Origin of the sequence: Undibacterium sp. JH2W (assembly GCF_049340425.1) — a bacterium.
GTDB lineage: Bacteria > Pseudomonadota > Gammaproteobacteria > Burkholderiales > Burkholderiaceae_D > Undibacterium.
In genome coordinates this window covers 1-26,181 of the sequence record NZ_JBMPOT010000005.1, presented here as the reverse complement: position 1 = coordinate 26,181, position 26,181 = coordinate 1, and the positions used below count along the sequence as shown (strand labels likewise).

The window sequence follows — 26,181 nt, the reverse complement described above, 5'->3', positions numbered from 1 at the left end:
AGAGATTCTATTTTCCTGAAGTATTTGAGAGAGATTGCTGATCGCTATGAAACGATTGATAGAAATACGCACTTATCGCTTAAAACCAGGCGTAGCAGATGCTTTCCATCATGCCATGCACAGCCTGGCTGTACCCATGCTGAAGAAGTGGGATACGGATGTGGTTGCCTATGGGCATACAGATCACGAGGAAGCGACTTATTTTTTGATACGTTCGTATGAAAATCGTGAAGCGCTGGACTGTGAGCAAAATGCTTTTTACGCTTCCAGTGAATGGAAATATGGCCCCAGAAAAGAACTGGTGGATAGGCTGGACAGTTACATGAATACGCTTATCTGGGTTTCACAGGAAGCGATTAACAGCATGCGTGAATTGAACGCACCAGAAATCTTGACCAAGGGTAGCAAAAAATAGATTCAATCGATGCTATTGTCTTTGCGAAAACTGGCCTGATGGCGTTGCATGAGCAAGGGAACTGCACTATCACGCCAGAATTTTGTACAGATCTGACCTGAAGACATACCTCCATGGGCAAACCGTGGAACAAGAAAATTTTCCTGCTCGTGTATGGACAAGCCGGTTAAATCCCTAAATGCCTGTTCAATTTTTTCTTGTAAAAGGATGGCACTTTCTGGCAAGGTGGTAGTAGCAAAGTATTGCTGTAATTCCCTCCATAGATATGGATCACCCCGCAAGCCCCAGCTTGCCGGTTCATCCTTGAAAAGCCAGGCGACAGTCAGAGTGCTGTGCTTGTGGTACATGAGTAAAATTTCCCGGGAGAACCTGCTTGATTGCAGTGACGACAATTAAGCTAGCATAACGCAGATTACTGTCTGCTGGTATGTGTGGCATTTTTAGCGGGCAATGCTGTTGCTGCGTTTGATCTTGTTTTGTAATTGCAGCAGTCCGTAAATCAGAGCCTCGGCAGTTGGTGGGCAGCCAGGGATATAGATGTCGACGGGCACGATACGATCGCAGCCACGCACTACTGAATATGAGTAATGGTAGTAACCACCGCCATTGGCACAAGAGCCCATGGAGATCACATAGCGAGGTTCTGCCATCTGGTCATATACCTTGCGCAGGGCAGGGGCCATTTTATTGGTGAGCGTGCCCGCAACGATCATCAAGTCGGCATGGCGGGGGCTGGCGCGTGGCATGAAACCAAATCTGTCCATGTCGTAACGGGCGCTGGCAGCCTGCATCATTTCCACAGCACAGCAAGCCAGGCCAAAAGACAGATACCACATGCTATTGCTCTGTACCTTGTTCATCAAGTCATTGACATTGGTCAGGATGTAGGAATCCTGAAATAAACCGTTTTGCTCTTCCATTTTTGGGGCTCCAGCGATGAGATGCCCTGATTATGAATTCAAGCAGCTGTCTGGTCTTGAACCGAAACGACATGGAGGTCGTCGGAGGGGATAAAGAATTTCCCCAAGTCTGCAACATTGAAGCTGAAAGCCCAGAGTGCCGGATCTTGTCCGGCAATGCCACGCATTAATTGCGCGGGTGTGTGGTTGGTAAAGCGTATGAAGTCCCGGTTCATATGGGCTTGGTCGGCATAGCCAAAGCTCAGTGCGCACTCCGCCCAGGTTTTAGCGGGTAATTGCCCCAGCAATATTTGCAGCAGGGATACACCGAAGCGTGATTGCTGCTTGAAACTGCGCAGACTCTGGCCGAAGGTGGCCAGGAAACGCCGTTCAAACTGTCGTGTACCCAAGCCCAGGCAAGTTGCCAGTTCATCAGCAGGTTTGCTTAGCCATAGATGTGGCAAGATCAAAGGGGGGGCATGTGGCTTTTCTAGCAGACGCAAGCGTATCAACATATCTTGCACGACCCTGACCTTGGTGGCTGTGTCCTGGGCGGATTCCAGTCTTTCACTGAGCTCATGACAGGTAGATGAAGGCAATATGTCATGGAGGTCTACGATCTGGTCGCTGAATTCATCCACAGGGCAACCAAGTATGGCACTGAGTTTGCCTGGTTTGAAAGCAGTTGACATGAAGCGTGAGCCTGGTTCTGCCCTGCCACGGTAATGACAGCGGCTAGCACCGAGTATGCTCATGGCTGGTAAAGCCCGGCCATTTCCCATTTCTACGGCTCCTTTGATCGTCAAGATCAGCATGGGCAGTGGGCTGGCTGGTACCGTATACCAGCAGGAAGGCACTTCCTTGACCAGGAAATGCGTGCAAATGTCCGCTAACAGCGGATGGGGAGCGTAGCTGGAATGTGGTAAGAGAGAGTCTGGCACTTCAAACTGTCCTGTTTCACTGTGACAGGCAGTATTGTAAAGCTTTTTGCAAAGCCTTTAGTCAGGACACATTTCTATATCAGGCAGGCATGCATTTTAAACGCTCCAGCGATTTTTCCAGCTATGTTTTGCCCTGTACATGGCATCATTGGCGCGGCGCAGTAATTCGTCCGGGCCTATGCTGATCTGGTGCTCGCCCAGAGAAAAACGGTCTTGCATGGATGGGATGTTTTTTCTGCCACTTTGCAGGTATCGTCTCCGGGATTGTTCAAGTTGCCGGATGCTAATCAATTCATTGTATTGGGCGAACTTATAACCAGCCCTGATCGCGCGCCATCCTATAAGCTTCGACACGATTCTTTGCATGCAATTTACTAATGGCTTCAGACAGGTAATTGCGCACCGTGCCTTCAGACAAGTGCATGAGTTTGGCAATTTCCGTACTGGTGGAGCCAGTACCGGCCAGGCGTAAAACCTGGCGCTCGCGCTCGCTGAGCGGGTCTTGCTCTCCACCCCAACTTTCCATGGCCAACTCTGGTGCGATGGCGCGACCACCCGCATGCACCGTGCGTATGGCTGCCGCCAGGGTATCTGCCGGGGCATCCTTGAGCATGTAACCGCGCACACCACTGGCCATGGCACGACGCAGGTAACCGCTGCGGGCAAAGGTGGTCAGGACTACGACTTTGCTGGGTAATTTTTTTTCTGCGATGGCGGCAGCCAATTCCAGCCCCGTCATGATGGGCATTTCTATATCGGTGATCACTATGTCTGGCAATTCTTTCTCGCATAGAGTGAGGGCTTCCTGCCCATTTTTTGCCAGACCTATGACCTGCAAGTCGCCTTCCAAACCTAGCAGGGCGGCCAGTGCGCCAGATACCAGGGCCTGATCTTCAGCGATGATGATACGTATCATATTTTTTCTTTCAAGGGCAAAGACAATTCCAATTGTAAGCCGGCAGTATCGGGGCGGGTGAGTATCTGCAAACTGCCGCCCAGGGCCTGCACGCGCTCGCTCATGCCTTTGAGTCCGCTACCTTTGTGAATGGCATTATCTTTCCCGGCAACTCCATTGTCGCTGATGCTCAGCAAAATATGATGATCGAGAATGCTCAGGCGGATGTGGCAGAGACTGGCCTCGGCATGGCGTATGATATTGGTGACAGCTTCACGTACCGCCAGTGCCAGCACATTCTCCGTAGCGCTTGAAATATTGACTTGCTGTATATCGGTGACCAGCGAGACTTGAGCCGCATCCAGTGCATTTTTGGCTGATTGTAATTCATGACCCAGTCCCGTTGCGCGGTAACCGATGACGGCAGCTCTGACCTCAGTCAAGGCTTGCCTGGCGGTATGCTCGATATCATGGATTTCCTTTTTTGCAGCCACCGGATTGCGCCCCAGCAGTTTGCCAGCCAGCTCGGCTTTCAGGGTGATGACAGAGAGGGTGTGGCCCAGCAAGTCATGCAAGTCGCGGGCGATGCGTTCACGTTCAGCCAGGGCGGCCAGGTACTCAACTTCTTCCTGCTTCTTGATCAGGCTCTCATTGCTGCGTGTCAGACGCTCACCTATGATGGCACCAACGCCGCTGGGGATACTGAAAATGATGGCTGGTATCCAGAAACTCGCTTCAAAATGGAAGATAAAGCTGCTGATCACAACTGTCAGGGCAAGAGCCAGCAGGCTGAGATAGGCATGCCTGGTCTCTGGCGTGCGTGAGCACATGGTGGCGGCGAAAATGCAGAATGTCGATCCTCCATAGTTATATGGAGCCCAGGCGATACCGATGGCACAGATCACGGCGATGCACAGCCAGTTTCTCCAGCCATTGTGCCAAAAACTATAAAAATAAAGAGGCAGGAAAACCAGTATGCTGGCCGTCAGGAAACCAATTTCCTGCACATCTGGCCTGACATAAAAATATTTCCAGCCCATGATGGCAAAAGAAAATAGCCAGAAATAGGGTGCCTTGCCATAACGGGCAGGCACCCAGGGTGTGGTGAGTTTTGACAGGATTTGCTTCATCACTTTTCTACTTAGGTTCGACCTGGAATGACATGATTACTCAGAGTACGACATTATTCCTTTAAAAGGCGGATATCGGCAATCTGAAAACGATATGAGCCAGCTTGTGGACCTGCATTGAAAGCAATTACAGTGATGGCAGCTGGATCAAGGCCCTGAAATTTACTGAAGGGCAAGCTAACTTCCCGCCATTCTTCTGTCGCCTTGAATGGGACAGCGATGGGGATATAACTGCCCTTGACACTGATACCTACTGCGTATTGATTGCCATCGCCCCTGACCCTGAACTTTAAGGTGTTGAACTTGCTCAGGTCGCTAGCCTCCATTGGCGTCTTGCCAGTAAAAACGCTTAGTCCTGCCCATGGATAGGCAAAGCCAGGCCTGACTTCTGCTTCAATATTCAACACGGCTTGTTCATTCGCAGTTTCTGTTTCAGCCAGTTTAATTGTCATGCTGGATTTGCCACCCATGAAGGCATCGGTTGATGCGCCCCAGTCTGCGCCAAAAGGGCTGGCCAGTTTGCTCTTGTTGAACAAGCCTATGCGACCATTGGCAGGGAGTTCGAGTGCCTCGGTCTTTTGTGAATTCTGTAGAGCGATTTCCTGCTGTTTTTGTTCGCGTTGTGCGGTCACGCGTTCACCATCTTTCCACACCTCGACGATATTACGAGTGTCAGTAATATTCTTGTCTGGTTCGCCGGTGACCAGTACCAGGTCGGCTTTGTAACCTTTGGCGATATGCCCGCGGTCTTTCAAGTTGAACGCCTTGGCCGGCACTGAAGTGGCTGAGGCCAATACCTCAGCCGGGCTTAAACCGGCGTCGACCATCGCAGCCAACTCATGATGCAGGCTGATACCATATTGAGTGCCAGAGTTACCTGCATCGGTGCCTGCCAGTATCGGTATGCCCGCAGCTTGCATGGCGACAGTCAGTTTTTTGGGGACACTCAGCCAGTCGGGATGAGCTTGTTTGCCATATGGGGCATGTAGGGTTTGTATTTGTGTTTTGTTTAAGTAGACAGTCATGCGCTTGTCTGCCAGTACATCTTCTTCCTTCATGCCGGCGATGCTTTCAAGCACAGAAAAAGTCGGGATGATGAAGGCATGATTGCGCTTTGCTGTATTTATCAGATCAGCGACTTCTGCATCACTGATTTGCTTACCTTCAAACAGATGGACCAGACCGTCCGCCCCCGCTGCCAGCGCGTCTTGTGCTTCTTGCAGTGTTCCTATGTGAACTACCGCAAGTTTATGGCGCACATGGGCTGCTTTCACCAGCGCTTTTACGGTGGCATTGTCCAGGCTGTTGAAAGGACGTTTTTCACTGCCATGCTCAATGACGATTTTGATGAAATGCGAGCCTTCGACAATGCGTGCATCTACCCAGGCTTGTGCTTCTTCCGGCTTGCTCAGGGTAGGGATGGCCAGGCCAAATTCAGTTCCATGGCCACCAGGCGCGGTGGCCAGCACACCCGCTGAAATCAGGTCGGCGCGGTCGCGGTTCTCGCCCTTACGCATTTTCTCATTGATTTCTTTCATCTGATCGACATTGGTAAACATATCGATTTGCGTGGTCACGCCATACACGAGCGGCAAATCCTGGTACTGATAGGCATGTACGTGGGCATCAATCAAGCCAGGAAGTAAAGTGCGGCCAGCACCATCGATGATGCTGATGTCGGCGGCAGGCTTGCCTTTGAAGTTATCGTCCTTGATCTTGCCATCGACGATGAGCACATTTCTATCGGGCTGGATTTTTTGTCCGTCAAACACGCGTACATGTTCAACCAGAAAACCGGCAGCGCTTGCGGGGAATTGGATGCTGCCAACGCAGAGGGCGAGAGCCAGGGCGAGTATGTTTTTTTGCATGATTTCTCCTTGTTATAAGTTGTTATTATCTTGACGCATGAGGGAAGAACAAAACAGAAACAAATGCCATCAATTTTTTATGACATTTGTCATGTCCCTAAGGCATGCCTTGACATGCTGACATGGATGCTGGAAAAAAAAATCCCGCATGGTGCGGGATTTTTGTTTGAAAAACAAGCAGGCTAGGGTGTCGTGCACAAGCAATGTGTCAATGCGGTAAAGCTCTTGCCTTCCTTATTGACTTCATTCAACCAGCTCAGGTCATTCAGTATTTGCGTGGCTGCCGTGGGCGGCAGGCCGCTAGGTACGGATGCCAGTTTGAACTGCTCTTGCAAGACCTGGGCGGTTTGTGCGCCAAAGATGGAGAAGATGCGGTCAAACTTGGAAGGTTCGCGCTCTATGTAACTGACGCGATAATCCGTCGGCAGTTTGGCACGCGTGGACGCTGACTTCAAGGCGTCGGCAAAACTGCCTATATTATCGACCAGGCCACGTTCCTTGGCTTGTGTGCCTGTCCAGACACGACCTTGGGCAACTTCATTGATTTTTTCTGGCGTGGTTTTGCGTGCTGCTGCAGCCTTGCCAGTAAAGTCTGCATAAGTGTGGTTGATGCTGCCTTGTAAGACTTCAGCAAAACGCGGGTTCAAAGGGCGCAGGGGATTAAAGGGATCGGCCAGCCAGGTAGTGGGTGAACCAGCAGTATGCACGCCGAGTTTTTCCACTGCTTTGTCCGCCGTAGGCAAAATCGCGATGACGCCGATGGAGCCAGTGATAGTCGCTTCATCAGCAATCACTTCATCTGCTGCCATGGATATCCAGTAACCGCCAGAGGCAGCCACATTACCCATGGAAACCACGACCGGTTTGCCCGCCTTGCGCGTCAGCTCAAGTTCGCGGCGTATGAGTTCTGAACCAAAGGCACTACCACCAGGCGAATCCACGCGTAAGACGACGGCCTTGATGCTATCGTCTTCACGTGCCTTGCGTATCAGGCTGGCAGTGGACAAACCACCGATGGAGCCGGGTGGCGCCATGCCTTCGCTGATTTCACCAGAGGCTACCACTACGCCCACTGCATCGCCAAAGAGTTTAGGCTTGATACGGGCCAGGTAATCTTCAAACGGGATTTGACGGAAGCTCTTGATTTGCTCATCCCTGATCCCACGCTTGAGCATGAGTTCACGGATTTCATCGCGGGTTTTCAAGCCATCGACGAGTTTGGTATTGACTGCAAGTTTGGCGATATCGCCGCCTGCCGCGGTGAGCAGATTGCTGAGATCATTGATGCCATTCATGATGCTGCCAGCGGGCAGTTTGCGGGCTTTTTCTACGTCACCTGTATAAGTCTTCCACATGGCATTGTATAAAAAGCTTTCTGCTTCTGCTGCTTCTGCAGAAGGCGCATTGGCCACATAGGGTTCACCAAAGCTTTTGAAATTACCTGCTTTCAGTACGGTGACTGTCACGCCCAATTTATCCAGGGCATCGCGATAATAGTTTTGGTAGCGGCCAAAACCGGTAATCATGACTGAACCCATAGGATGCAAATAAACCTCATTGGCATGGGCAGCCAGATAATACTGGCGTTGGTCAAAGCTGGAACCCCAGGCGATGACAGGTTTGCCTGCCGCTTTGAATCGGTCTATGGCTGCGGCAACTTCCCTCAGCATGGGCAGACCGGTGCCGCTCATGTCATCCAGTAATAATACGGCGCTACTGATTTGCGGGTCTTTGGCAGCCTGGTCCAGCACCGCCAATATGTCGCGCAATTGCGTGGTTTTCTTGATGTCACCGCGTGCCTCGGCCAGCAAGGTTTCACGGGCGCTGCCTGAGTGCTGCTCTACCAGTGTGCCTTTTAAATCCAGCAAGAGAGCAGTCTTGTCTTCGATTTTTTTGGTCCCACCACTGAACAGGCTGACAGCAATAGCGATCAGGATGACCAGCATCAACAGGTTTAATAATATACGGCGACTGAAATCCAGCGCTGTCCACAGGTATTTAAAACCTTTTCCTATCCAGCGTACGGGGGTAAAAGCCATGGCAAATTTCCTAAGATAATAAGGGTGCTGAAAAATGAGCGAAATTATTCAGGCCAGACGGTTTTCAATATCTGGGCCAGATGCGCCCCGGCGCGTGCCAGCGCATCTTCCTTGATGTTCAGCATGGTTTTTTCATATTCAAGTGGTAAGGCGATAGACCAGTTATTGCCCTTTTGGTTCGGGGTGCTTTTGCTGAATTGTGTGCCTGCGAATAATTGCCTGGCGTCGCGTATGGCATCGTCAGCCCACAATACGGGCAAGTCTTCTATGGGGGCTTGCGCCAGTGTCAGTGCCTTGGCTTTTTTAGTCAAAGCATCATTCATGCGGCCACGTTTGTATTGCTGCGGCAGATCATCCCACAGCGAATGCAAGTTGCCACAGGGGCATTGCAGGGCATTGCCGCCTACGGTATTGCTACCACGGTCATACTGACCCTCGTCAGGGTTAATGATCTTGCCATCGGCATTCAAGAAGATGGAACCTACATGCAGAGGCTGGTGCAAGTCACCGACATAATGGGTCAGCAAGGCCAGAGCTTCCTGTTTATCCTTGAAATTAAAGGGTTTTGGCTGGGGCTTGCCTTGCAAAACTGCCACGGCAGCGCGTATCGCATTGACCACATCATGGTCGCTGGTGCCTACATAACCGGTTTTGTAGTGGTCATGCTGCAAGGCTACATCAGCATAATGATATTGCTTGTGACAGTTTTCTTCGTCAAAAGCCGGGTTGCAATTGGTGTTATTCCGCTTCACATAGTCAGCCATGGCGGCGATGCCTGCCGCTGTCTCGAAGGGCGCGCACTCAGGATAGCGGCCAGTAGACGTATAGGCGAAGTCTTTTTCAGGTGCTATGCCCTTGACGCAATCGCCCCAGACCGCCATTTTTTCCAAGGTATTGTCCCCCAGCAGGGCTTTGACCTGGGCACCGGCCTTGCTGCCTGCCAGCAGATTTTCGGCGACAGCCCCCACGGTTTGGTGGCCATCGGCACCCCAGGCAAAACTCAGTTGTGGCAGACTGGCCAGCGCCAGCATGAAAGCAGATATCAGTAGCTTTTTCATATAAATACGGGATAAGGGTAATTAATACCAAAGATGGTAATCAGTAAAGATGACGAGGATATAGCAAACCAGGCAAATTGTGTGCAGATCAGAATGCGTATTGCAGTCGCATGCTGAAGACGCCGGCGTGGCGGGTATTGAGCTTGCCGACGACATACGAGGCTTCATACCCGAGGGCTTGCTGGCTATCCACCGTGCCCCCCAGTCTGAAAGTGCCAGATACCATGGGGCCGGCGCGGTGTGATTGCAGGGCTAGCGTTGACCAATTGTCCCAATTGCCCAGCTCGCCAAAGCCTTGCACGCCAAATTCCAGCTCAGGGCGATAACGGTACTTGGTTTGCCACTGGTATTTCATTTGCATGCGTGTTGCCGGATTAATGCGATAAGTGCGCTCCAGGAACAGGTTGGTATTCACCTGTAAATGGCCAAATTCAGTTTGCATGGCGGGCCCAAATTCAAAATCCACCCCCCGGCTGCTATCGGTATTCTTGTTCAGGCTGGTATGCAAGGCCAAATCAACCGGATATTGGCCATGGGTAAGCAAAAAGTCGTTTTGCCAGGTCCAGGCACTATTGGCCAGTGAAGCTGCACCCCTCCTGAACCAGCTGGCATACACCTCGGTATACCAGGTCTTGTTAGGCATGTAACTGAAACCCAGCTCAGGTACTGTCGAAGTAGGCCGATTGTCGATAAATGAAGACCAGGTTTTGAAATCGATGGTCTTTTCACCCTCATTCTCATAGATACTGACCAGATAATAGCCAGAACCTGCATGAGCAGTCGGCGCAGTGAGCAAGCAAAGAGAGAATGTTGCAGTAAGAGCAAATTTCTTCATGGTCGGCCAAGAAAGACAATCACGGGCATGGTCATGCTCGTATCATGGCATTGCTACGGGAAAGTGCAAGAAAATCTCGCAGAAATTGCTATTTATCTCATTTTCTTGCATATGTATATCAAGCTCCCCGGTTTTGTCCTAGCTTGCATTCGACTTCGATCTCAATACCAGCTAAACTTGCACGTTTTCCTTCCATTTTTGCGGCATCAGTAATGAACACCATAAATACATCCCCAGACGATAGCCCGGAATCTGATCACGAGCTTGCTGCAGAAGCAAGCACGGTCAGTGCGCCATCGAAAGACCTGATCAGCCGCGAAGTGGCACGCCGCCGCACCTTTGGCATTATTTCCCATCCGGATGCGGGTAAAACCACACTGACTGAAAAGCTGCTGATGTTCTCGGGCGCGATCCAGTTGGCCGGTACGGTCAAGGCGCGCAAGAGTGGCCGCCATGCGACATCCGACTGGATGGAGATAGAAAAGCAGCGCGGCATCTCGGTTGCTTCCTCCGTCATGCAGTTTGAATACCGCGATCACGTGGTCAACCTGCTCGACACCCCGGGTCACCAGGACTTTTCTGAAGATACCTACCGCGTATTGACTGCGGTCGACTCTGCCCTGATGGTGATCGATGCTGCCAAGGGTGTGGAAGAACAGACCATCAAGCTGCTGAACGTTTGCCGCATGCGCAATACCCCCATCATCACCTTCGTCAACAAGATGGATCGCGAAACCCGCGACCCGCTGGAGTTGCTCGATGAGCTGGAATCTGTACTGAAGATACAGTGCGCACCAGTGACCTGGCCTATAGGTATGGGTAAGACTTTCCGCGGTGTGTATCACATCCTGAAAGATGAGATTTTGCTGTTTACCCCAGGTAGCGAGCGCGCGGATCAGGAATTTGAAGTCATCAAAGGTATCAATAATCCGCGCCTGGTAGAAATGTTCCCGCTGGAAATTGAACAACTGAAGATGGAAGTCGAACTGGTGCATGGTGCTTCCCATCCATTCAGCCTGGAAGACTTTTTGGCTGGTGTGCAAACGCCGGTATTCTTTGGCTCTGCCATTAATAACTTTGGCGTACGCGAGATTTTGAATGCTTTGCTGGACTGGGCACCGGCACCACGTGAACGTGATGCCACTATCCGCTCAGTCGAACCCAAAGAAACGCCATTTTCTGGTTTTATTTTCAAAATCCAGGCGAATATGGACCCGGCTCACCGTGACCGTATTGCCTTCCTGCGCGTGTGCTCAGGTCGTTTTGAGCGCGGCATGAAACTCAAGCATTTGCGTCTGAACCGAGAGATCAAGGTATCTTCCGTCGTCACCTTCATGGCATCTTCGCGTGAGCAGGTAGAAGAAGCATATGCTGGCGACATTATCGGTTTACCTAATCATGGCAATATGCAGATAGGTGATAGTTTCTCGGAAGGCGAATTGCTGCAATTTACCGGCATCCCTTATTTCGCACCTGACTTCTTCCGTACAGCACGTATCTTGAACCCGCTGAAGATCAAGCAATTGCAAAAAGGCTTGCAGCAACTGGGTGAAGAGGGGGCAGTACAGGTATTCAAACCTGTCGTCAGCAGTGACCTGGTGCTGGGTGCTGTTGGTGTCCTGCAGTTTGAAGTGGTTGCCAGTCGCCTTAAAAATGAATATGGCGTTGATGCCGTGTTTGAAGGCACCAGTATCAGCAGCGCCCGCTGGATCAGTTGTGATGACAAGAAAATGCTGGCTGACTTTGAACGCTCCAGCGCCGGTGGCAATATTGCCTATGATGCTGCTGGCAATATGGCTTATCTGGCGACATCAGGTGTGAATTTGAAATTGACGCAAGAACGTTGGCCTGGTGTAACTTTCCATGCAACGCGGGAACATGCGGCGAAACTTGGCTAAATAAGTCAAACAGAGCAATCTAGCGGCTGGCAGAGCGAAAAGCTTCTGTCAGCCGCTTTGCTATTGGGCTTAATAAATTTCACTTGAATGCAGATTTTAATTTGCTAACATGTTGATTTAAGGTGCTTTTTTTGCACGACATCATGACATATAGCTGTCATACTAAGGGCGCAAGATAAAGTATCAGGCAAGCATGCAGAAGATTTGTAAACCAGAAATTAGCGCAGGCTATTTCCATTTTCTTCCCGATTTTCTTTGCAACTTAGATGAGGAGCGTGATCATGGCATTATTTTTTATTGAAGCCGTCCGTTTTGATGATAGTGGACAGCGTATCGCCAAGGTGCGCTGGGGCAAGAGCAAAGGTGGACAAGTCATGCCGCCTGCCATGGTTGATGACCCTCAGGAAGCCGATGTACAGGCGGTCTTGGATACCATAGCCAATGGCGATGAAGTTTTGCCCAAGTTCCAGAGTGACAACGGCATCATACTGGGACCAAAAGTGGTAGGCATACAGTATGAAGATGGTGTGCATGGCCTGGGCACAGCCAGTCATGATGTCCCCGGCCATAGCCTTAACGACCTGCCTTCTTTCTAATTCTCTTGACACGCCTTTGCCCTCAGAGGCGTGTCTTTTCGCTTTTCGTATCTTCCTTGTTTTTCGCATATAGAACCACTTGGTATATGCAAATAAGAAATGCTTCCTTGTCCTCCAGTACCCTGACTCCATATCATACCCAGGTCGCCGGATAATCTTTCCATCTGGCATGTTTCAATATGTGGGCCTTCCTCTAAGGGGATACTCTGATCACTTTTCAGGAATATGATGAACATCGCTAAAAGAAAAACAATCTCCACTTTGCTGGTCGGCTTGATACTGGCTGGTGTTTCCCTGATTGCCAGCGCAGCCGACTTGCTTGATACTGTCAAAGCACGCGGCACCCTGAAAATTGCACTGGAAGGAACCTATCCACCTTTCAATTTCAAAGACACCAAGACCAATGAATTGGCTGGCTTTGATGTTGATGTGGCCAAGCTGCTGGCCGCAAAACTTGGCGTCAAACCAGAATTCGTGACATCTGAATGGAGCGGCATACTTGCGGGCCTGTCAGCTGGTAAATTTGATGTCATCGTCAACCAGGTTGGTGTGACAGTCAAGCGCCAGGAAACCTTTGATTTTTCTGATCCCTATACTGTGTCCAGCGCACAGCTCATCGTCAAAAAAGATGACAAACGTGAATTCAAGAGCCTGGAAGACTTAAAAGGAAAAAAACTGGGCGTAGGGCAGGGCAGCAATTATGAAGAGCGTGCCAAGGCCGTGGCCGGTATCGAAGTCAAGAGCTACCCAGGCGCACCAGAATACTTGCAAGATCTGGCGGCAGGCCGTGTTGATGCGGCATTGAACGATAGCCTCATGGTTGCCTACCTCTTGAAAACCAGCAAGCTGCCAGTCAAGGCTGGCGCACCTATCGGTGAAATTGCAAAAAATGGCATCCCCTTCCCAAAGGGCAATCCCAAATTTGCTGCTGCTTTGAATACAGCACTGGCCGATATCATCAAGGATGGCAGCTTTGCCAAAGTATCCAATAAATGGTTTGGCAAGGACGTCAGCAAAGCCCCTTCAGCACAGTAAGCCACAAACTTGTTGATATTGCCTTGCAGCGTGCAAAGTCAGCAAGATAAGCTGTATGATTAAGTGGATGGACTCTACTTGATGTCACTATTATCCCCGTTTTCCACGGGGATATTTCTTTTTAAAGTCGCCATGGAAATTCTAGAATTGCTGCAGATGGCAGCACCGGTCATGCTCAAGGGCGTGGCCTATACCTTGTTGTTCGCCGTCGGTGCCATGATAGGAGGATTAATATTGGGGTTCTTGCTGGCGATTGCGCGCATCATACCAAGCAAATTAATCAGCACCCCGGCAGCCGTGTATGTCAGCCTGATACGCGGCACACCCTTGCTGGTACAGATTTTTGTCATCTATTACGGCTTTCCCGGCATAGGCATAGAGTTTTCGGCGACCTCGGCAGGCATACTGGCACTGAGTCTGAATGCTGGTGCCTATCTGTCGGAAAGCATACGCGGTGCGATTGTCGGTGTCAGCCGTGGCCAGTGGGCTGCCAGTTCCAGCCTGGGTTTGAACTATGCGCAAACCTTGCGTTATATCGTGGTGCCACAAGCCATGCGTGTGGCTGTGCCTTCCATGAGCAATACTCTCATCAGCCTGATCAAGGATACTTCGCTGGTATCCGTCATCACCGTGACAGAACTCATGCTGGCAACCAAGGAAGTCATCGCCACCAGCTTTCGTCCCTTACCCCTGTATATCGCCGCTGCCGGCGTTTACTGGGCACTCAGCCTGTGTTTTGAGGTGGTGCAAAGGCGGTTGGAAAAACGCCTGCAAAAAGCCCATCAAGTATGAATTTTATTTAGGCGTGGCCGCCTGCAGTCCACTCAGATAGGATACCGTTAGTTTTGACTGTAGCGCAGACTGCAATAATTCTGAAGGCAACACCCTGACCTCGCCCCGCGTCATGGTTAAAGCCTGGCCGGGTATCAGACTGGCCAGATAACCAGAATGGGTCAGGCAGGCAATGATCCAGGACTCAACGATTTCCAGTACATAGAAACGCTTGCCCAGTGGCGACAGAAAACTCACGCCTTCTGGCCTCAGTCTTTCCCACAAGTCATTGGGGTTCTCCGCCATTTTGACCAGTTCACTCAAGGCCAGGGTTTGCGGGTCCATCCAGCTACCGGCAAAGCGTTGTTTGTTCAGCTCCTGCATGACCTTGCTGGCATAACTGTCCCAGTCACAATTTTGTAGTTTGTCTTTTTCAAACAAGGCATACCAGGCATTCTCGGTTTCTGTTTCTCCACCCAGCAAATGCAGGCATTGCGATAGTGGAGGAAAGCTGGGCTTGGCTCCTGGAACGACCGCTGCCACCCGTTCTTCCAGAGTGGGATGGGTGTCATATTCGGAACTGCTATGTGACTCAGCATAAGTAATTGCTGTCTGCACGTCAGCGCGTTTTACACCGGGTTTGCAAAAACGGCGGAAGCCTTCAAAGATGGGCATGCGCGCACCACGATTCAGCGCCGGACCCAGTTCGTAATCGAGATAACTGGACCACATGGGCGAAATCAAATGGACTTTTTCCAGTGCTGCCCGGGTAGCTACCGAGCCAAATTTCTTTGCCGCCAGGGCATCGGCAGCAAATTCCTGCTCACGCGATACTGCCGCCGATAATTTCAAGAACCATTTGCCGTAATAGCGGAACAGTACATCCAGGAAAAACATGGAATCATCCAGGTCAGTCACGGTATGAGCGATGGAATTACGGGTGCGGTAAACCCAGGGGCCGAGTGACAAGTCACCAGCGATGAAGTGACCGAATTCATGGGCAATGACCGAACCCAGTTCAGCTTCCGACAGGGTTCCCAGCAGTGGCAAGCCCAGGCCCACTTCCAGTCCCTTGACTTTGCCGCGCCAGTTTTTCTTGCCACTGATGAAGGCCGAAGCAGCGCCTATCAAATGGATATGGACAGGTGCATCAATTTTCAATTCCCTGGCGATGCGTTCCACCATCTCATATAAGGATGCGGCAGTTTGGCGTGACAGGGGCTTGACCGTTTCACCGCTATTCTTTTCCTTGCGGCGCGGCCGTAGTGAATATGCCAGTGTCAGCGCAGCTATCCCGGCGACCACGCCAGAAAATTGCAGAGAGGAGCGATGATTCATCTGTGTCAGCGGTACCCAGGCCAGTAGGATGACCAGACCAAGAGCAAGTATCCAGAAACCCAGCCACAGGGCGACGACCAGGCCGGCGCGGCGTGTCAGATTGGTGTTTTGTGGTGCGCGTTTTTGTTCTGTTTTCATAGTAATCTCAGCTTTGCCATTGCTTGATTGCAGTACTGACTATGCCTTGCAGCGCATCAGTTTTTGATGCCAGCTGGCGCAAATTTTGTCTTTCCTGCGTCGAGAGATGAGTATTGCGTGAGCGGATGAAATAGGCTGCAGCCAGTATATCCATCTCCAGATCAGCTTCTTCCAGATTGGCATTCTCGCCGCGTACAAATTGTTCGAACAAAGATAAATCCGTTTTGCGCATATGCATCAGCCTGTTTAATTTATCTTTTGATGCTTTGTCATTCACACGACTGGCTTCACCATATAGTAAGGCCAGTTGATCCATACCCAGATGCATGCGTATTTGCAGGGGATCAATATGTTTAATCAAGTCCAATGACTGTTCAGGCGCATTGCGCAGGCTTAGCGAAAGTTTGATTATGGGCAGATCTCGATTGACCATATTGTTCGGACTTAAGCCCGCTTTTGCACGATAGGTGTCGAGCAATTTACTGTCATCCTCGTCTGGCATGCTGCGCAAATATTTTTCGACGTCTCCTCCCGCAATCTGGCGGGCAATTTCGCTGAATTCAAAAGCATGCATTGCCCTTTCCACACCCTTGCTATTATTGACGGCTGTGTCCAGTAATTTTAGGGCCTCATTGCCACGTTGCTGCGCGGTGAGTAGTCTGATTTCAGAGTCAAATAAACGGCGGGCATTTTCTGGTGATAACTGGTGCAGGCGTTGCAAGTCCTGCATGGCACCACGGCTATCACCATGTACAGACTTGCGCCAGGCCAGGCTGCGCAAAATATTCACATCCTCAGGGAATTTTTGCGCCAGGTCCTTCATGGCACGCAAACCTTCCATTCCACTCAATAGCGAGACGTATAAATATTGTTCCGAGGATGAGCTTGCATGTTGGCTGGCGCGTTGCGCATATTCCTTGAGCATGAGTTCACGCTCGCCAAGTTCATCACGCAAATCCTGGATGCTGCGTTCCAGCATGACGTTTTCAGGATGCAGCTTCAAGACTTTGCGGCTCAGACGCAAGGCTTCCGCATTGGAAATATTACGGGCTATATACAAGGCCACTTCCGTCATGCGGGCATCCCAGTCTTTGGTGGATGCAAACGCTTCGACTGCTTGCAGCATGTCTTTTTCCTGGCCATGTGCGAAGGCATAGTCGAGGCAGGACATGACGCCGGGCGTATTTGTCTGGGTGGCGACTGTCAATTGATTCACACTGACTGAGCTCTCATACTTGCTCATGCTCATGGATTGCGGCGGCTCTGTGAATGGGTATTTGATATTGCCAAGTTCAAGCAGACGCTTGCCGCAATAAACAGTTTGCCGCCCAGCCTGGTCGGGCTGGGCTGGTTTTACTTTACTATAGATGATGGTATTTTGTACCAACGGTGCAGCCCCGGCGATATTCCAGATGCTGTAGCGTTCACTGCTTTCCAGGGTCTGCTCATAGGTATCAATGATGCCCGCTTTATCCGCTCGTGCTTCGCCTCGCAAATGCCCGACGTGCACAGTTAAGGTAGTTCTTCCCTGCGCAGGTATCATGGCCATTTGCTCGCCAATTTTGACTTGCACGGGCACGTCAAAACCATTCAATATCGTCAAATCCTGATTGCTGGCTTCATGGTAGCTGGCTGCCGCCCCCGATAAGACCATCAGGACCAGCGCCAGTGCCAAGCCGCGAGTGTACAGCCAGCCCATGATGCCGAGTGGCGCACGCGCATAAATCTGCCATTGCCTGTCCCCAGTACTGCGCACTACATAGGAGCCCATGGGGATGAGCGGGATGGCGAATAGTACGACAAAGGCATGCAAGGCAATATGGCTACCATCAGTATCCCGCTCGGATTCCCCCACAAAGCTAAAGCCGAAGGAATTGATGGTTCCTAAGGAGGGTGTACCTTTCAGAGATTTGGCAAAAAGACGCCGCTCTCTGGTCAACTCTTTCAATAGCGCTTTATGTTCTGGCAGGCGGCGGAACAGGCGCGCCAATACCAGTGACCGGTACACTTTAAATGGGTCGCCTGACTCTATAGCACGACTGATCTTGGGATCGTCACTGAAGCTACGCAATTCTGGTACGCGCTGGAATAAATTTGCTGGATCAGATATGGACATAATGTTCAATTGGAGTGCCGATAGATACATGCTGCGTGAAGAAAACGCTGGCAGCGAGAAGTTTGTCGTAAAAAATATCGAAACAGGTATGCAGCATCAGATTTTTTTGAATCGTGGGGCCAGCGATAAGACGACCAGTGCAGTGGCGATAGGGAGTGTCGAGACAAAACCCAGGTGTTTGAAACCGTAAGCCCCAAGCAAGCCGCCAGAAAAAAAGGCAAAGACCAGCAAGCCATGCAACTGCAATTTTTTTAAATTGGCACCGACTTCGTCCTGGTGATGAATTTCGTCTTTATTCCTGTTCCAGTAAATCATCTTACCCAGTTCTATGCCTATGTCTGTGACCAGGCCGGTAACATGAGTGGTGCGTATTTCAGCGTTGGATATCTTGGTAATCAAGGCATTTTGCAAGCCCATGACATAACACAGTAACACGGTCGTGAAGGATACCGTGATTACTGCATGCTCCTGCAATTCTGTACCCACCAGGCCAAATACCAGTAGCAAGATGGCTTCCAGCAGCAATACCGGGGTGTAGATATGCCGAAAGCCATTGCGTTTGGCATAGTTGACGATCAACGCCGTACAGGCAGATCCCCAGGCAAAGGCGAACAGCATGAAGAGGGCGGCAAAGGCGGGCAAAATTTTCCCTAAAATCAGATCGTCTGCTGCTGATGACAGCATGCCTGTCATATGGGATGTGTATTGCCCTACTGCCAGAAACCCACCCGCATTCAATGCCCCTGCCACGCAGGCCAGCGTTACTCCCAGATGACGATTTGCCTGTGGCGTACGTTTGGGAGATGTTAGATTTGACAAGTAATGTAAGGGCATGCGCCAGGGACATGGTTTTGTTCGTGTACTTCTCAGTTTAATCGAAATTGTGTGACAAAAATATACGGCAAGCACCTCTGCATGAATGGCGGCGGCAATATTTACGTTCGACGCGCTTAATCATCAATCCTTTGTTGGATAGATAAGCTGGGCATTCTGGGGCTGGCAATCCTCGACAGAGATAAAACCAGTGATTCCGGCCGTCAATTGCAGGCATCGTGTGTACATTGTGTCGACCAATCCAATACCATTTCTTTATTAGCTTATCCCCCTTCCGATTTATCTGTTTGTTTCAAGCTTGCCGGGCTTTGATTGCACTCGCAGGACGTATTTAGTGCCGCTCTGAGTCGCATCTTCAAAAAAACAAGGGCGCGACTTTTGCTTTTGCGCGTACATATTGTTTAATCTTATTTTGTTGGCTGTTGGATACAGTCCACTTGAGTGTGAATTTTCTATGTGAATATAAATTAATTATAAAAAACAATGACTTAATCATGTTTGGTGGCACTCTATAACAATACCAATACTAGTAGTGGTAATACCACGTAGATACCGCTTGACAACCACTTTTGTGCTCCTTAAAGTGAGCCTCATTCGCTATTAAGTATTTTCCACATGTCGATATTTGTTTGTGAAATTACGCAATAGGGGATGGCTTCAGAGTACGCCTGACGTGGCCGCAGCTGATACTGTGGCGTGAGATCCATGACCGATACCGCAGTCGCCGCGAGAAAAAAAAACACAACCGGGTCGCAATATCCTTGCATTCCTGGGAAAGGTAAAACTGGATTAGAGGGGTGGTTTTACTTGTGGTATTGAAGTGGATTTTATGTAAGCGTACAGGTCTAATTTTTGGAATCTTCAGTCTTCGTGTAAGGCTGAAACTTTGATTAGGAATTTCTTGGGGGAGTATATGAAACGTAAAGCGGCAAATAATTTGACACCTATCGCAGCCGCAGTTGCTGTGATGGTGATGAGCGTAGCGATGACTGCGCAAGCACAGGAAACTGATGCGAAAAAAGCTTCAAAAGATGAAGTTCAGCAAGTAACTGTCACAGGCATACGCTCAGCATTACAAAATGCAGTTAATATCAAGCGTAATGCGAATTCTGTAGTGGACGCCGTATCTGCAGAAGACGTGGGCAAGTTGCCTGATAACGACGCCGGTGAAGCGTTGGGCCGTATTCCAGGCGTTACCGTTGGTCGTGCATTCGGTCAGGGGGCTTCGGTTTCTGTCCGTGGTTCTGATCCGCAAATGACTTACACAACCTTGAATGGTCAGACCGTCGCATCGACAGGCTGGTATGATCAACAAGCGATAGACCGCTCCTTTAACTATTCCCTGTTACCTTCCGAATTAATTGGCGGCATGGAAGTGTATAAATCTTCCCAGGCAGATTTGACAGAAGGCGGTATCGGCGGCACAGTCATCATCAAAACACGCAAGCCTTTGGATTTGACTGCGGGCTCAGCTTATATTGGCGTCAAAGCCAGCAAAGGCAGTTTGACAGATAAAATCGGTACGGATGTTTCTGGCTTGTATAGCTGGAAAAATGAGGCCAACACCTTTGGTGTACTGGTCGCCGGTGCCAGAGAGAAGAGTGACTACATCCGCCGTGGCGTCGAAGCAGATGCCCGTTGGTCTGATGACGTTACGCCTTCCACTTTTGTTCAAGAGCGCGAACGCAAGGCATTGAATATCAGCCTGCAAGCCAAACCAGTACAAGGTCTGGATCTTGGCTTGAACTACATGAAGCTTGAGCTCGACGCCAACAACTCTAATAGCAGCCATTACATTTTCCAAAGCAATAGCTGTACAGCAAGAAATGCAGCTGGTGCTTGCTTGTCCAGTAATACTACTCTGGCAAACACCACGGCACCATTCGTCCAAACCTGGGCACGCGGTGGCAAGATGACTTCAGATAGTTTTACACTGAATGGCTCTTACAAAACCAATGACTATAAAATTGAAGCGGTAGCTGGTTCAACCAAGGCAGATGGCGGTACTTCCCTGACGACCAACTACGGCTACAGCGGTGGCAACCTGCCTAAATGGACAGGTACTATCGATGCAAACAGTACTCTGGTCAAGATTAATCCTTCTTCCAATCAATCAGTTGGTTTGGCAAACCTGCCTGCAAATTCAGATGTATCTACCTGGGCTTTGGCACGTGGACCTAACTCCGATAAAGAAAATTTTGCGCAGGCTGATCTGACGCTGAAACTGAACTGGGGTGCGATCACATCCTTTAAAACAGGTTTCCGCACAACTGAGCATACTTTCGAGAAGCATACAGACCGTGCTATTGCCAATAATCCACCGTCGGTGGCTACGGCCAGCTTGTATGATGGCACGATACAAATGGGTACGCCAGGCTGGTCTTACCCACGTCCTAATACCGACGCGATGCTGGCTAGCTCACTGAGTGCAGTAAGCCGTTGGGTTGAAGACAGGTCAGGCCTTGGTATCTTGAAAGAAGATAATACTGCTGCCTACGGCATGTTCAACTTTGAAGAAGACAAGCTGCATGGTAATGCTGGTCTGCGTTATATCAGGACCAAAGTCAACAGCACAGGTTACAAACTGGATGGTACACCTTTGGCTGCAGGTGACGTAGGTCAAAATGATGGCTGGGGCCGTACTTTGGTGACTGATAGTGCCAGCTACAGCGATGTATTACCAAGTTTGAATATTGCTTATGACCTGCAACCTAATGTGATTTTGCGCGCAACAGCTTCGCAAGCGGTGACACGTCCTAACTATGAAAACATGTTCCTGTCTACACAAATCGGTTACAAAGATACGGTAGCAGGTAACGAAACGATCAACTTCGGTTCTGCTGGTTTGAAACCGATGAAATCAACACAGTTTGACTTGGGCGTGGAATATTACTACGGTAAAGGCAACCTGATTTCCTTGATGTACTTCCATAAAGACATCAATAATTTCATCACTAGCGATACCAAGGTGAATCAAAGTATAGGCGTAGTTAGCCCGGATACTGGTAAAGACAGCTGGACAGTGAATCGTTATATCAATGCTGGCGGTGGCAAGATCGATGGTATAGAAGCGCAGATCAACCACGCTTTTGACAATGGCTTTGGTGTTGTTGCCAACTACACATTGGCAAATGCAACTGCACCAGCGATCAGCTATCAAGACAGACTGAATGTTTTCACACTCTCGTCCAAACATAATGTCAATCTGGTCGGTTACTGGGAAAATGCTGATTACTCTGCACGTCTGGCTTATAACTGGCGTTCTAAGTATATGGTTCGTGAAACAGGTTACTACGGCAACCGTATGCATGATCCATATGGCACACTGGATGCAAGTTTTGGTTGGAATATCAACAAGCAATTCAGATTGCAGTTTGAAGCCATCAACTTGCTGAAACAAGACGACGTACAGTATGGCGCAGCAGCATTTAACACTACTGTAAAAACGCCATTGCAAGGCGGCTACCCAGCTTGGTCTTTCCTTGGGGAAACTACATACAGGTTGAGCCTGTCCGCAAAATTCTGATCTGAATTTTGATCTGAGTTCTGGTGAAAAAGCCTGGCTGATGCCAGGCTTTTTCATTTTTTATACTGGTCATATGAAAAAATCTGCCCAATTTTATAGACTGGGCAGATTTTTTTTCAGGGCTTGTATTGATCAAATCAATGCGTACGCCATGTCTTGAGCGCCTGGCTCAAAAATCGTAAAAAGTATTCACTGTCAATCGGCCAGTGGCTGGATTGTCATTAATGCTGATAGCCGGATTAATGCAGGCGGTGTGCAATAAGCTGCCGCGGTAAATCACTAGTCGATTGAATTTGGCGGGTATCATTCCCAAAAAACTGAAATGCTCATTGGAATCATCAAAGTACCTCAGGGGTGGTCGTATGGCATTGATTTCTTCGTAATAAACATCGAGATAATGTTCGCGCGTAGCTTCGGTGATTTGTTGCAAGCCCGTCGCCTTGTGTCTATAGAAACCAGTACCACCATGTCTTTCATCGCAAAGATAAAGTAATACTGCCATGTGGTGCGGACTGCTGGCATCAAAGTGGGGCGTCCTTTGCAGGGGGCTGAGCTCATCTGCTTGCATGGTGGTCAGTGAAAATGCACACATACTCTTACGCAAGGCCAGCTCTTCCGGGACAGAAAAATTGAGTTTGATAAGAGGTTCCAGAAATTCGGTAATACAGCTTGAATACTCAGCAGGGGCCTGGGCACGAATACCTGGATAGCCTTTCTTTTTATCAAAATTGGGGTAAGGGTTAAAGCTGCTATTGATACCTACATCTTTCATCGCACCTGGGTCTTGCAAAAAATTATCAATGATAATTGCCTGATGTTCACCTATCGTCACACTACGAATGTCGGGTGGCATGCGCACAGCAAATGCCGCATCCAATGCATGGTCCATCTTATTTCCTCAAAGAATGAGTATAGGCTGACATAAATTTTTCCAGCCATTCCCTATGGCCCAATAATTCCCCTGATAATTTATGCGCCCCCATTTTGGTATTTTCAATTTCACGCTTGAAGTAATTTTCTTCATACTGCGTCATATTTTTTATCCTGGTTTTGTACTTCATGCCGTAGAGCACAAAGAGAAAATTATCAACATCGAATAGGTCAAAGCGACTGAAAAAATCAGATTTTTTCGGTGGATTGACTTTCCACATAGCGAGTCTCTCAGTCAGAATATCCGAACGCTTTACTTCATTGGTATTCAAACGCCAAAATTCGGAATCCTGACGATCAGAAATGCAATAATGCATTTGCACAAAATCCATGACGCGTTCCCAGGTGTATGACACCACCTTATTGCAATAGTCAGCAGCTACCGACATGGTCTCTTTATCGACCGAGAAATTACGTGCAAACAGTTCGGCAGAGAAGTCGGTCACAAAGATAGAGGTTGCCTCCAAAGGTTCAACAAAGCCTTGTGCCAGGCCCAGGGCCACCACATTCTTTTGCCAGAATTTCTCCCTGTAACCCATGCGCATGGGGATCTTGCGAGGTGAAAATTTATCTGTATCAAGCCGCAAATAGCTGGACAGGTTTTCAATGGCCTTGTCTTCTGTCATATGCGCACTTGAATAGACAAAACCTACACCACGCCGGTTAGTGAGCGGGATATCCCACATCCAGCCGGCAGCATGTGCTTTGGCTAAAGTGTACGGCGGAATTTCCGTCTTGATTTCGGTAGGGATTTGCACTGCAAGTGCGGTATCCGTCAAGATTTGCGCAGACTTGTCAATGAAAGGGGTGTTGAATAATTTCCCCATGAGTAAAGAATGAAAGCCCGAGCAATCGACATAAAAATCATAATGTAATTGCTCACCTTCTTTGGTGATCAGGTAAGCAACTTCGTCATGTTCATTTAAATGCGCATCGACTATCGTGGCAGATTTATGCTTGACCCGGAGTTTTTCTCTGGCATTGCTTGCCAATAGTTGCCCGAACTTGACTGCATTAAAATGGTAGGCGTAATTGACTACGCCTTCATATTCTGCGGAAGAAATTCTTTTTGGCGATCTCATTGCCTCTGCAAGCGCAGGCATCTCAGCGACATCAGAGAAATGCATGCTTTCGGAATTCTTCAGATACAGAGGAGTGACATCTGTGCCTCCGGGGTAGGGTGAAGAGAAGGGGTGGTAATAGCTATTTTCCGGGTTGGAAGCAGAGGGCGTCATCCAGTCAACAAACTTGATCCCTTTCTTGAATGTGGTATCGCAGGTGGCCAGCAACTCGGCTTCAGGAATGCCAAATTTCATCAGTGACTTCCTGATATGGGGGACTGTGCCTTCGCCGACGCCGATAATACCAATTTCTGGCGATTCAATGACAGTAATGATGATGTCAGTTTCAGCACGCAGCTCTACTGCCAGATGATTTGCAGCTAACCAACCCGCTGTGCCGCCACCAATAATCGCAATGTTTTTTATTCTCATATTATTTGCCAATGGTAAGCCGAATAAGAAAAAAAGTCCCACATAAACCGGACTTGCCTGAACATCTGCAATTGAAATTTTTCTCAATGAAAATGGTCGTTATCTGAGTAAAGTATTTCACATATCTTCTGCGACTACAAGCCTCATTCTCATCGCTGGATTTGATGGAAAAAAGAGATAAGACCAGTTGTAAAAAAACACAAAAAAACTGTATTTCAGAGTTGTTTATAAAGAGCTGTGATGATGTTCTGAGTCGTATGTGGTTCTCAGTTCAAGAGAATTTAATTAATACCACATAGATACCGCTTGACAACCAGTTTTAAGGACTCTAAAGTGAGGCGAAAGCAGAGTTTTCTCTATCATTCATGGTATTGGTGTAGCATTTTACGAAGTGGCATTGCATGCTGGTCTTCGCGAGTTGATGTGCTGAACTTGTACAAACTTTGCATCAAAAGAAAAGACACTAGAAAGCGGATGATATCTTATAAACCAAGTTATCACGCAAGACCAGGCGAAGTGCTGCCGTCTTGTTCTTTCTTGAAAAGGTCGGCTGTCAACTGCATGCAAGTGCCAGGATTTAAAAATAAAATAACAGGAGCGGGAATGGATTTTTCAAATCGCCAGCAAGAGCCGGGAAAGAAATTTATCGGTTTGGGGCTGGTCATATTATTTCACATACTTGTCGTATGGGCCCTGGTATCAGGCCTGGCACGCAAGGCCATGGAAGTGGTCATCAAGCCACTGGAAACCAAGATCGTGGAAGAGGTGAAGCCACCGCCACCGCCACCAGACACGCCACCACCACCGCCACCAAAACTGCTGGCACCGCCACCACCGTTCATTCCGCCACCGGAAGTCCAGGTACAGCAACCGGCACAACAGCAGCCTACCATCTCGGCAGTGTCGAATGTCAAGCCAGACAATCCTGTCTTCACCAAGGCCCCGCCCACCACAGCGCCGCCCGTCGAAGCCAAGGCCACTGGCCCTGTGACAGTACCAGGCGTGATCGACTTCAACGTCGGTGGCTGCAAACCGGAATACCCACGCGCCTCGTTGCGTAATGAAGAAACCGGTACCGTCGCCCTGTCTGTATTGATCGGTGCAGATGGCTCGGTCGCTGACGTCAAGATCGACAAATCCAGCGGCTTCCGTGGTCTCGACAATGCAGTTCGCTCCCAATTGATGTCAGGTTCCTGCAAAAACAAACCAGGTACCGTTGATGGCAAGCCACAGCAGACCTGGGCGAAAGTGCAGTATGTCTGGAAGTTGGAGTAATAAAGAGACTCAGGCAAGAGCAGACTGACAAAGTAATGTTGTCTGCTCTACCCAAGAAAATTCAGTAGTAAAAAATTTAGCAGTAACAAGATTAGTACCAGGCAACAAACAAACCAAGTCGTACATAAAAACAGCAGTAAGCAATACCAAC

At 49.3% G+C, this 26,181-nt stretch carries 22 protein-coding genes; 7 read left to right on the top strand and 15 right to left on the bottom strand.

Going from position 1 to position 26,181, the window contains the following annotated elements; translation table 11 throughout:
• Positions 1-46 precede the first annotated feature (46 nt).
• Positions 47-415: an NIPSNAP family protein gene (locus tag ACO0LC_RS08215; RefSeq protein WP_423002170.1), complete on the top strand. Its 369-nt coding sequence runs from the start codon at positions 47-49 to the stop codon at positions 413-415.
• Positions 416-417: 2 nt separating this feature from the next.
• Here ACO0LC_RS08215 and ACO0LC_RS08210 read toward each other — a convergent pair whose 3' ends face one another.
• The 10 genes from ACO0LC_RS08210 to ACO0LC_RS08165 form a co-directional block, all read right to left on the bottom strand.
• Entirely contained in the window at positions 418-762 is a 345-nt protein-coding gene (locus ACO0LC_RS08210) for a MobA protein (RefSeq protein ID WP_423002169.1), read from the bottom strand.
• Positions 763-855: 93 nt separating this feature from the next.
• Positions 856-1,335 (bottom strand): NuoB/complex I 20 kDa subunit family protein, encoded by a 480-nt coding sequence (locus ACO0LC_RS08205; RefSeq protein WP_423002168.1) that lies wholly within the window; start codon positions 1,333-1,335, stop codon positions 856-858.
• A gap of 38 nt (positions 1,336-1,373) precedes the next feature.
• Complete coding sequence (locus ACO0LC_RS08200; protein WP_423002167.1) at positions 1,374-2,255, bottom strand: helix-turn-helix domain-containing protein; 882 nt, start codon at positions 2,253-2,255, stop codon at positions 1,374-1,376.
• A gap of 96 nt (positions 2,256-2,351) precedes the next feature.
• The gene (locus ACO0LC_RS08195; RefSeq protein WP_423002166.1) at positions 2,352-2,474 is read right to left on the bottom strand and encodes a hypothetical protein; all 123 of its coding nucleotides are present in this window, start codon (positions 2,472-2,474) and stop codon (positions 2,352-2,354) included.
• A 91-nt stretch (positions 2,475-2,565) separates the two neighbouring features.
• Complete coding sequence (locus tag ACO0LC_RS08190) at positions 2,566-3,171, bottom strand: response regulator transcription factor (RefSeq protein WP_423002165.1); 606 nt, start codon at positions 3,169-3,171, stop codon at positions 2,566-2,568.
• On the bottom strand, positions 3,168-4,280 hold the full coding sequence (locus ACO0LC_RS08185; RefSeq protein WP_423002164.1) for a sensor histidine kinase: 1,113 nt from the start codon (positions 4,278-4,280) through the stop codon (positions 3,168-3,170). The genes ACO0LC_RS08190 and ACO0LC_RS08185 overlap by 4 nt, the downstream gene beginning before the upstream one ends.
• A gap of 53 nt (positions 4,281-4,333) precedes the next feature.
• Positions 4,334-6,148: a CIA30 family protein gene (locus ACO0LC_RS08180; protein WP_423002163.1), complete on the bottom strand. Its 1,815-nt coding sequence runs from the start codon at positions 6,146-6,148 to the stop codon at positions 4,334-4,336.
• Positions 6,149-6,330: 182 nt separating this feature from the next.
• Positions 6,331-8,187, bottom strand: coding sequence for a signal peptide peptidase SppA (gene sppA / locus ACO0LC_RS08175; protein WP_423002162.1), 1,857 nt, complete (start codon positions 8,185-8,187; stop codon positions 6,331-6,333).
• 44 nt (positions 8,188-8,231) lie between these two features.
• Positions 8,232-9,245, bottom strand: coding sequence for a S1/P1 nuclease (locus tag ACO0LC_RS08170; protein ID WP_423002161.1), 1,014 nt, complete (start codon positions 9,243-9,245; stop codon positions 8,232-8,234).
• 88 nt (positions 9,246-9,333) lie between these two features.
• A complete protein-coding gene (locus ACO0LC_RS08165; RefSeq protein WP_423002160.1) occupies positions 9,334-10,080 on the bottom strand; it encodes a hypothetical protein in 747 nt (248 codons plus the stop codon).
• 212 nt (positions 10,081-10,292) lie between these two features.
• On the opposite strand from ACO0LC_RS08165, the gene ACO0LC_RS08160 reads away from it, so the two are divergent.
• The 4 genes from ACO0LC_RS08160 to ACO0LC_RS08145 all read left to right on the top strand — a co-directional run bounded on the left by ACO0LC_RS08160 (position 10,293) and on the right by ACO0LC_RS08145 (position 14,401).
• Positions 10,293-11,978 carry a peptide chain release factor 3 gene (locus ACO0LC_RS08160; protein WP_423002159.1) on the top strand — a complete coding sequence of 562 codons (1,686 nt, stop codon included), beginning with the start codon at positions 10,293-10,295 and terminating at the stop codon, positions 11,976-11,978.
• Positions 11,979-12,259: 281 nt separating this feature from the next.
• Positions 12,260-12,574 (top strand): hypothetical protein, encoded by a 315-nt coding sequence (locus ACO0LC_RS08155; protein ID WP_423002158.1) that lies wholly within the window; start codon positions 12,260-12,262, stop codon positions 12,572-12,574.
• 228 nt (positions 12,575-12,802) lie between these two features.
• A complete protein-coding gene (locus ACO0LC_RS08150; protein WP_423002157.1) occupies positions 12,803-13,609 on the top strand; it encodes a cystine ABC transporter substrate-binding protein in 807 nt (268 codons plus the stop codon).
• A gap of 132 nt (positions 13,610-13,741) precedes the next feature.
• A complete protein-coding gene (locus ACO0LC_RS08145; RefSeq protein WP_423002156.1) occupies positions 13,742-14,401 on the top strand; it encodes an amino acid ABC transporter permease in 660 nt (219 codons plus the stop codon).
• Between the two features lie 3 nt (positions 14,402-14,404).
• Here ACO0LC_RS08145 and ACO0LC_RS08140 read toward each other — a convergent pair whose 3' ends face one another.
• From ACO0LC_RS08140 to ACO0LC_RS08130, 3 genes are all read right to left on the bottom strand, one after another.
• Positions 14,405-15,856 carry a M48 family metallopeptidase gene (locus ACO0LC_RS08140; protein ID WP_423002155.1) on the bottom strand — a complete coding sequence of 484 codons (1,452 nt, stop codon included), beginning with the start codon at positions 15,854-15,856 and terminating at the stop codon, positions 14,405-14,407.
• A gap of 7 nt (positions 15,857-15,863) precedes the next feature.
• The gene (locus tag ACO0LC_RS08135; protein WP_423002154.1) at positions 15,864-17,972 is read right to left on the bottom strand and encodes a hypothetical protein; all 2,109 of its coding nucleotides are present in this window, start codon (positions 17,970-17,972) and stop codon (positions 15,864-15,866) included.
• A 96-nt stretch (positions 17,973-18,068) separates the two neighbouring features.
• On the bottom strand, positions 18,069-18,806 hold the full coding sequence (locus tag ACO0LC_RS08130; protein ID WP_423002153.1) for a YoaK family protein: 738 nt from the start codon (positions 18,804-18,806) through the stop codon (positions 18,069-18,071).
• A gap of 913 nt (positions 18,807-19,719) precedes the next feature.
• On the opposite strand from ACO0LC_RS08130, the gene ACO0LC_RS08125 reads away from it, so the two are divergent.
• Positions 19,720-22,332 carry a TonB-dependent receptor gene (locus ACO0LC_RS08125; protein WP_423002152.1) on the top strand — a complete coding sequence of 871 codons (2,613 nt, stop codon included), beginning with the start codon at positions 19,720-19,722 and terminating at the stop codon, positions 22,330-22,332.
• A gap of 169 nt (positions 22,333-22,501) precedes the next feature.
• On the opposite strand, the gene ACO0LC_RS08120 is transcribed toward ACO0LC_RS08125, so the two are convergent.
• The gene (locus ACO0LC_RS08120; RefSeq protein WP_423002151.1) at positions 22,502-23,221 is read right to left on the bottom strand and encodes a DUF6445 family protein; all 720 of its coding nucleotides are present in this window, start codon (positions 23,219-23,221) and stop codon (positions 22,502-22,504) included.
• Between the two features lies 1 nt (position 23,222).
• A complete protein-coding gene (locus ACO0LC_RS08115) occupies positions 23,223-24,755 on the bottom strand; it encodes a tryptophan halogenase family protein (protein WP_423002150.1) in 1,533 nt (510 codons plus the stop codon).
• Positions 24,756-25,358: 603 nt separating this feature from the next.
• On the opposite strand from ACO0LC_RS08115, the gene ACO0LC_RS08110 reads away from it, so the two are divergent.
• Positions 25,359-26,030, top strand: coding sequence for an energy transducer TonB (locus tag ACO0LC_RS08110; RefSeq protein ID WP_423002149.1), 672 nt, complete (start codon positions 25,359-25,361; stop codon positions 26,028-26,030).
• The last annotated feature ends 151 nt before the right edge of the window (positions 26,031-26,181 follow it).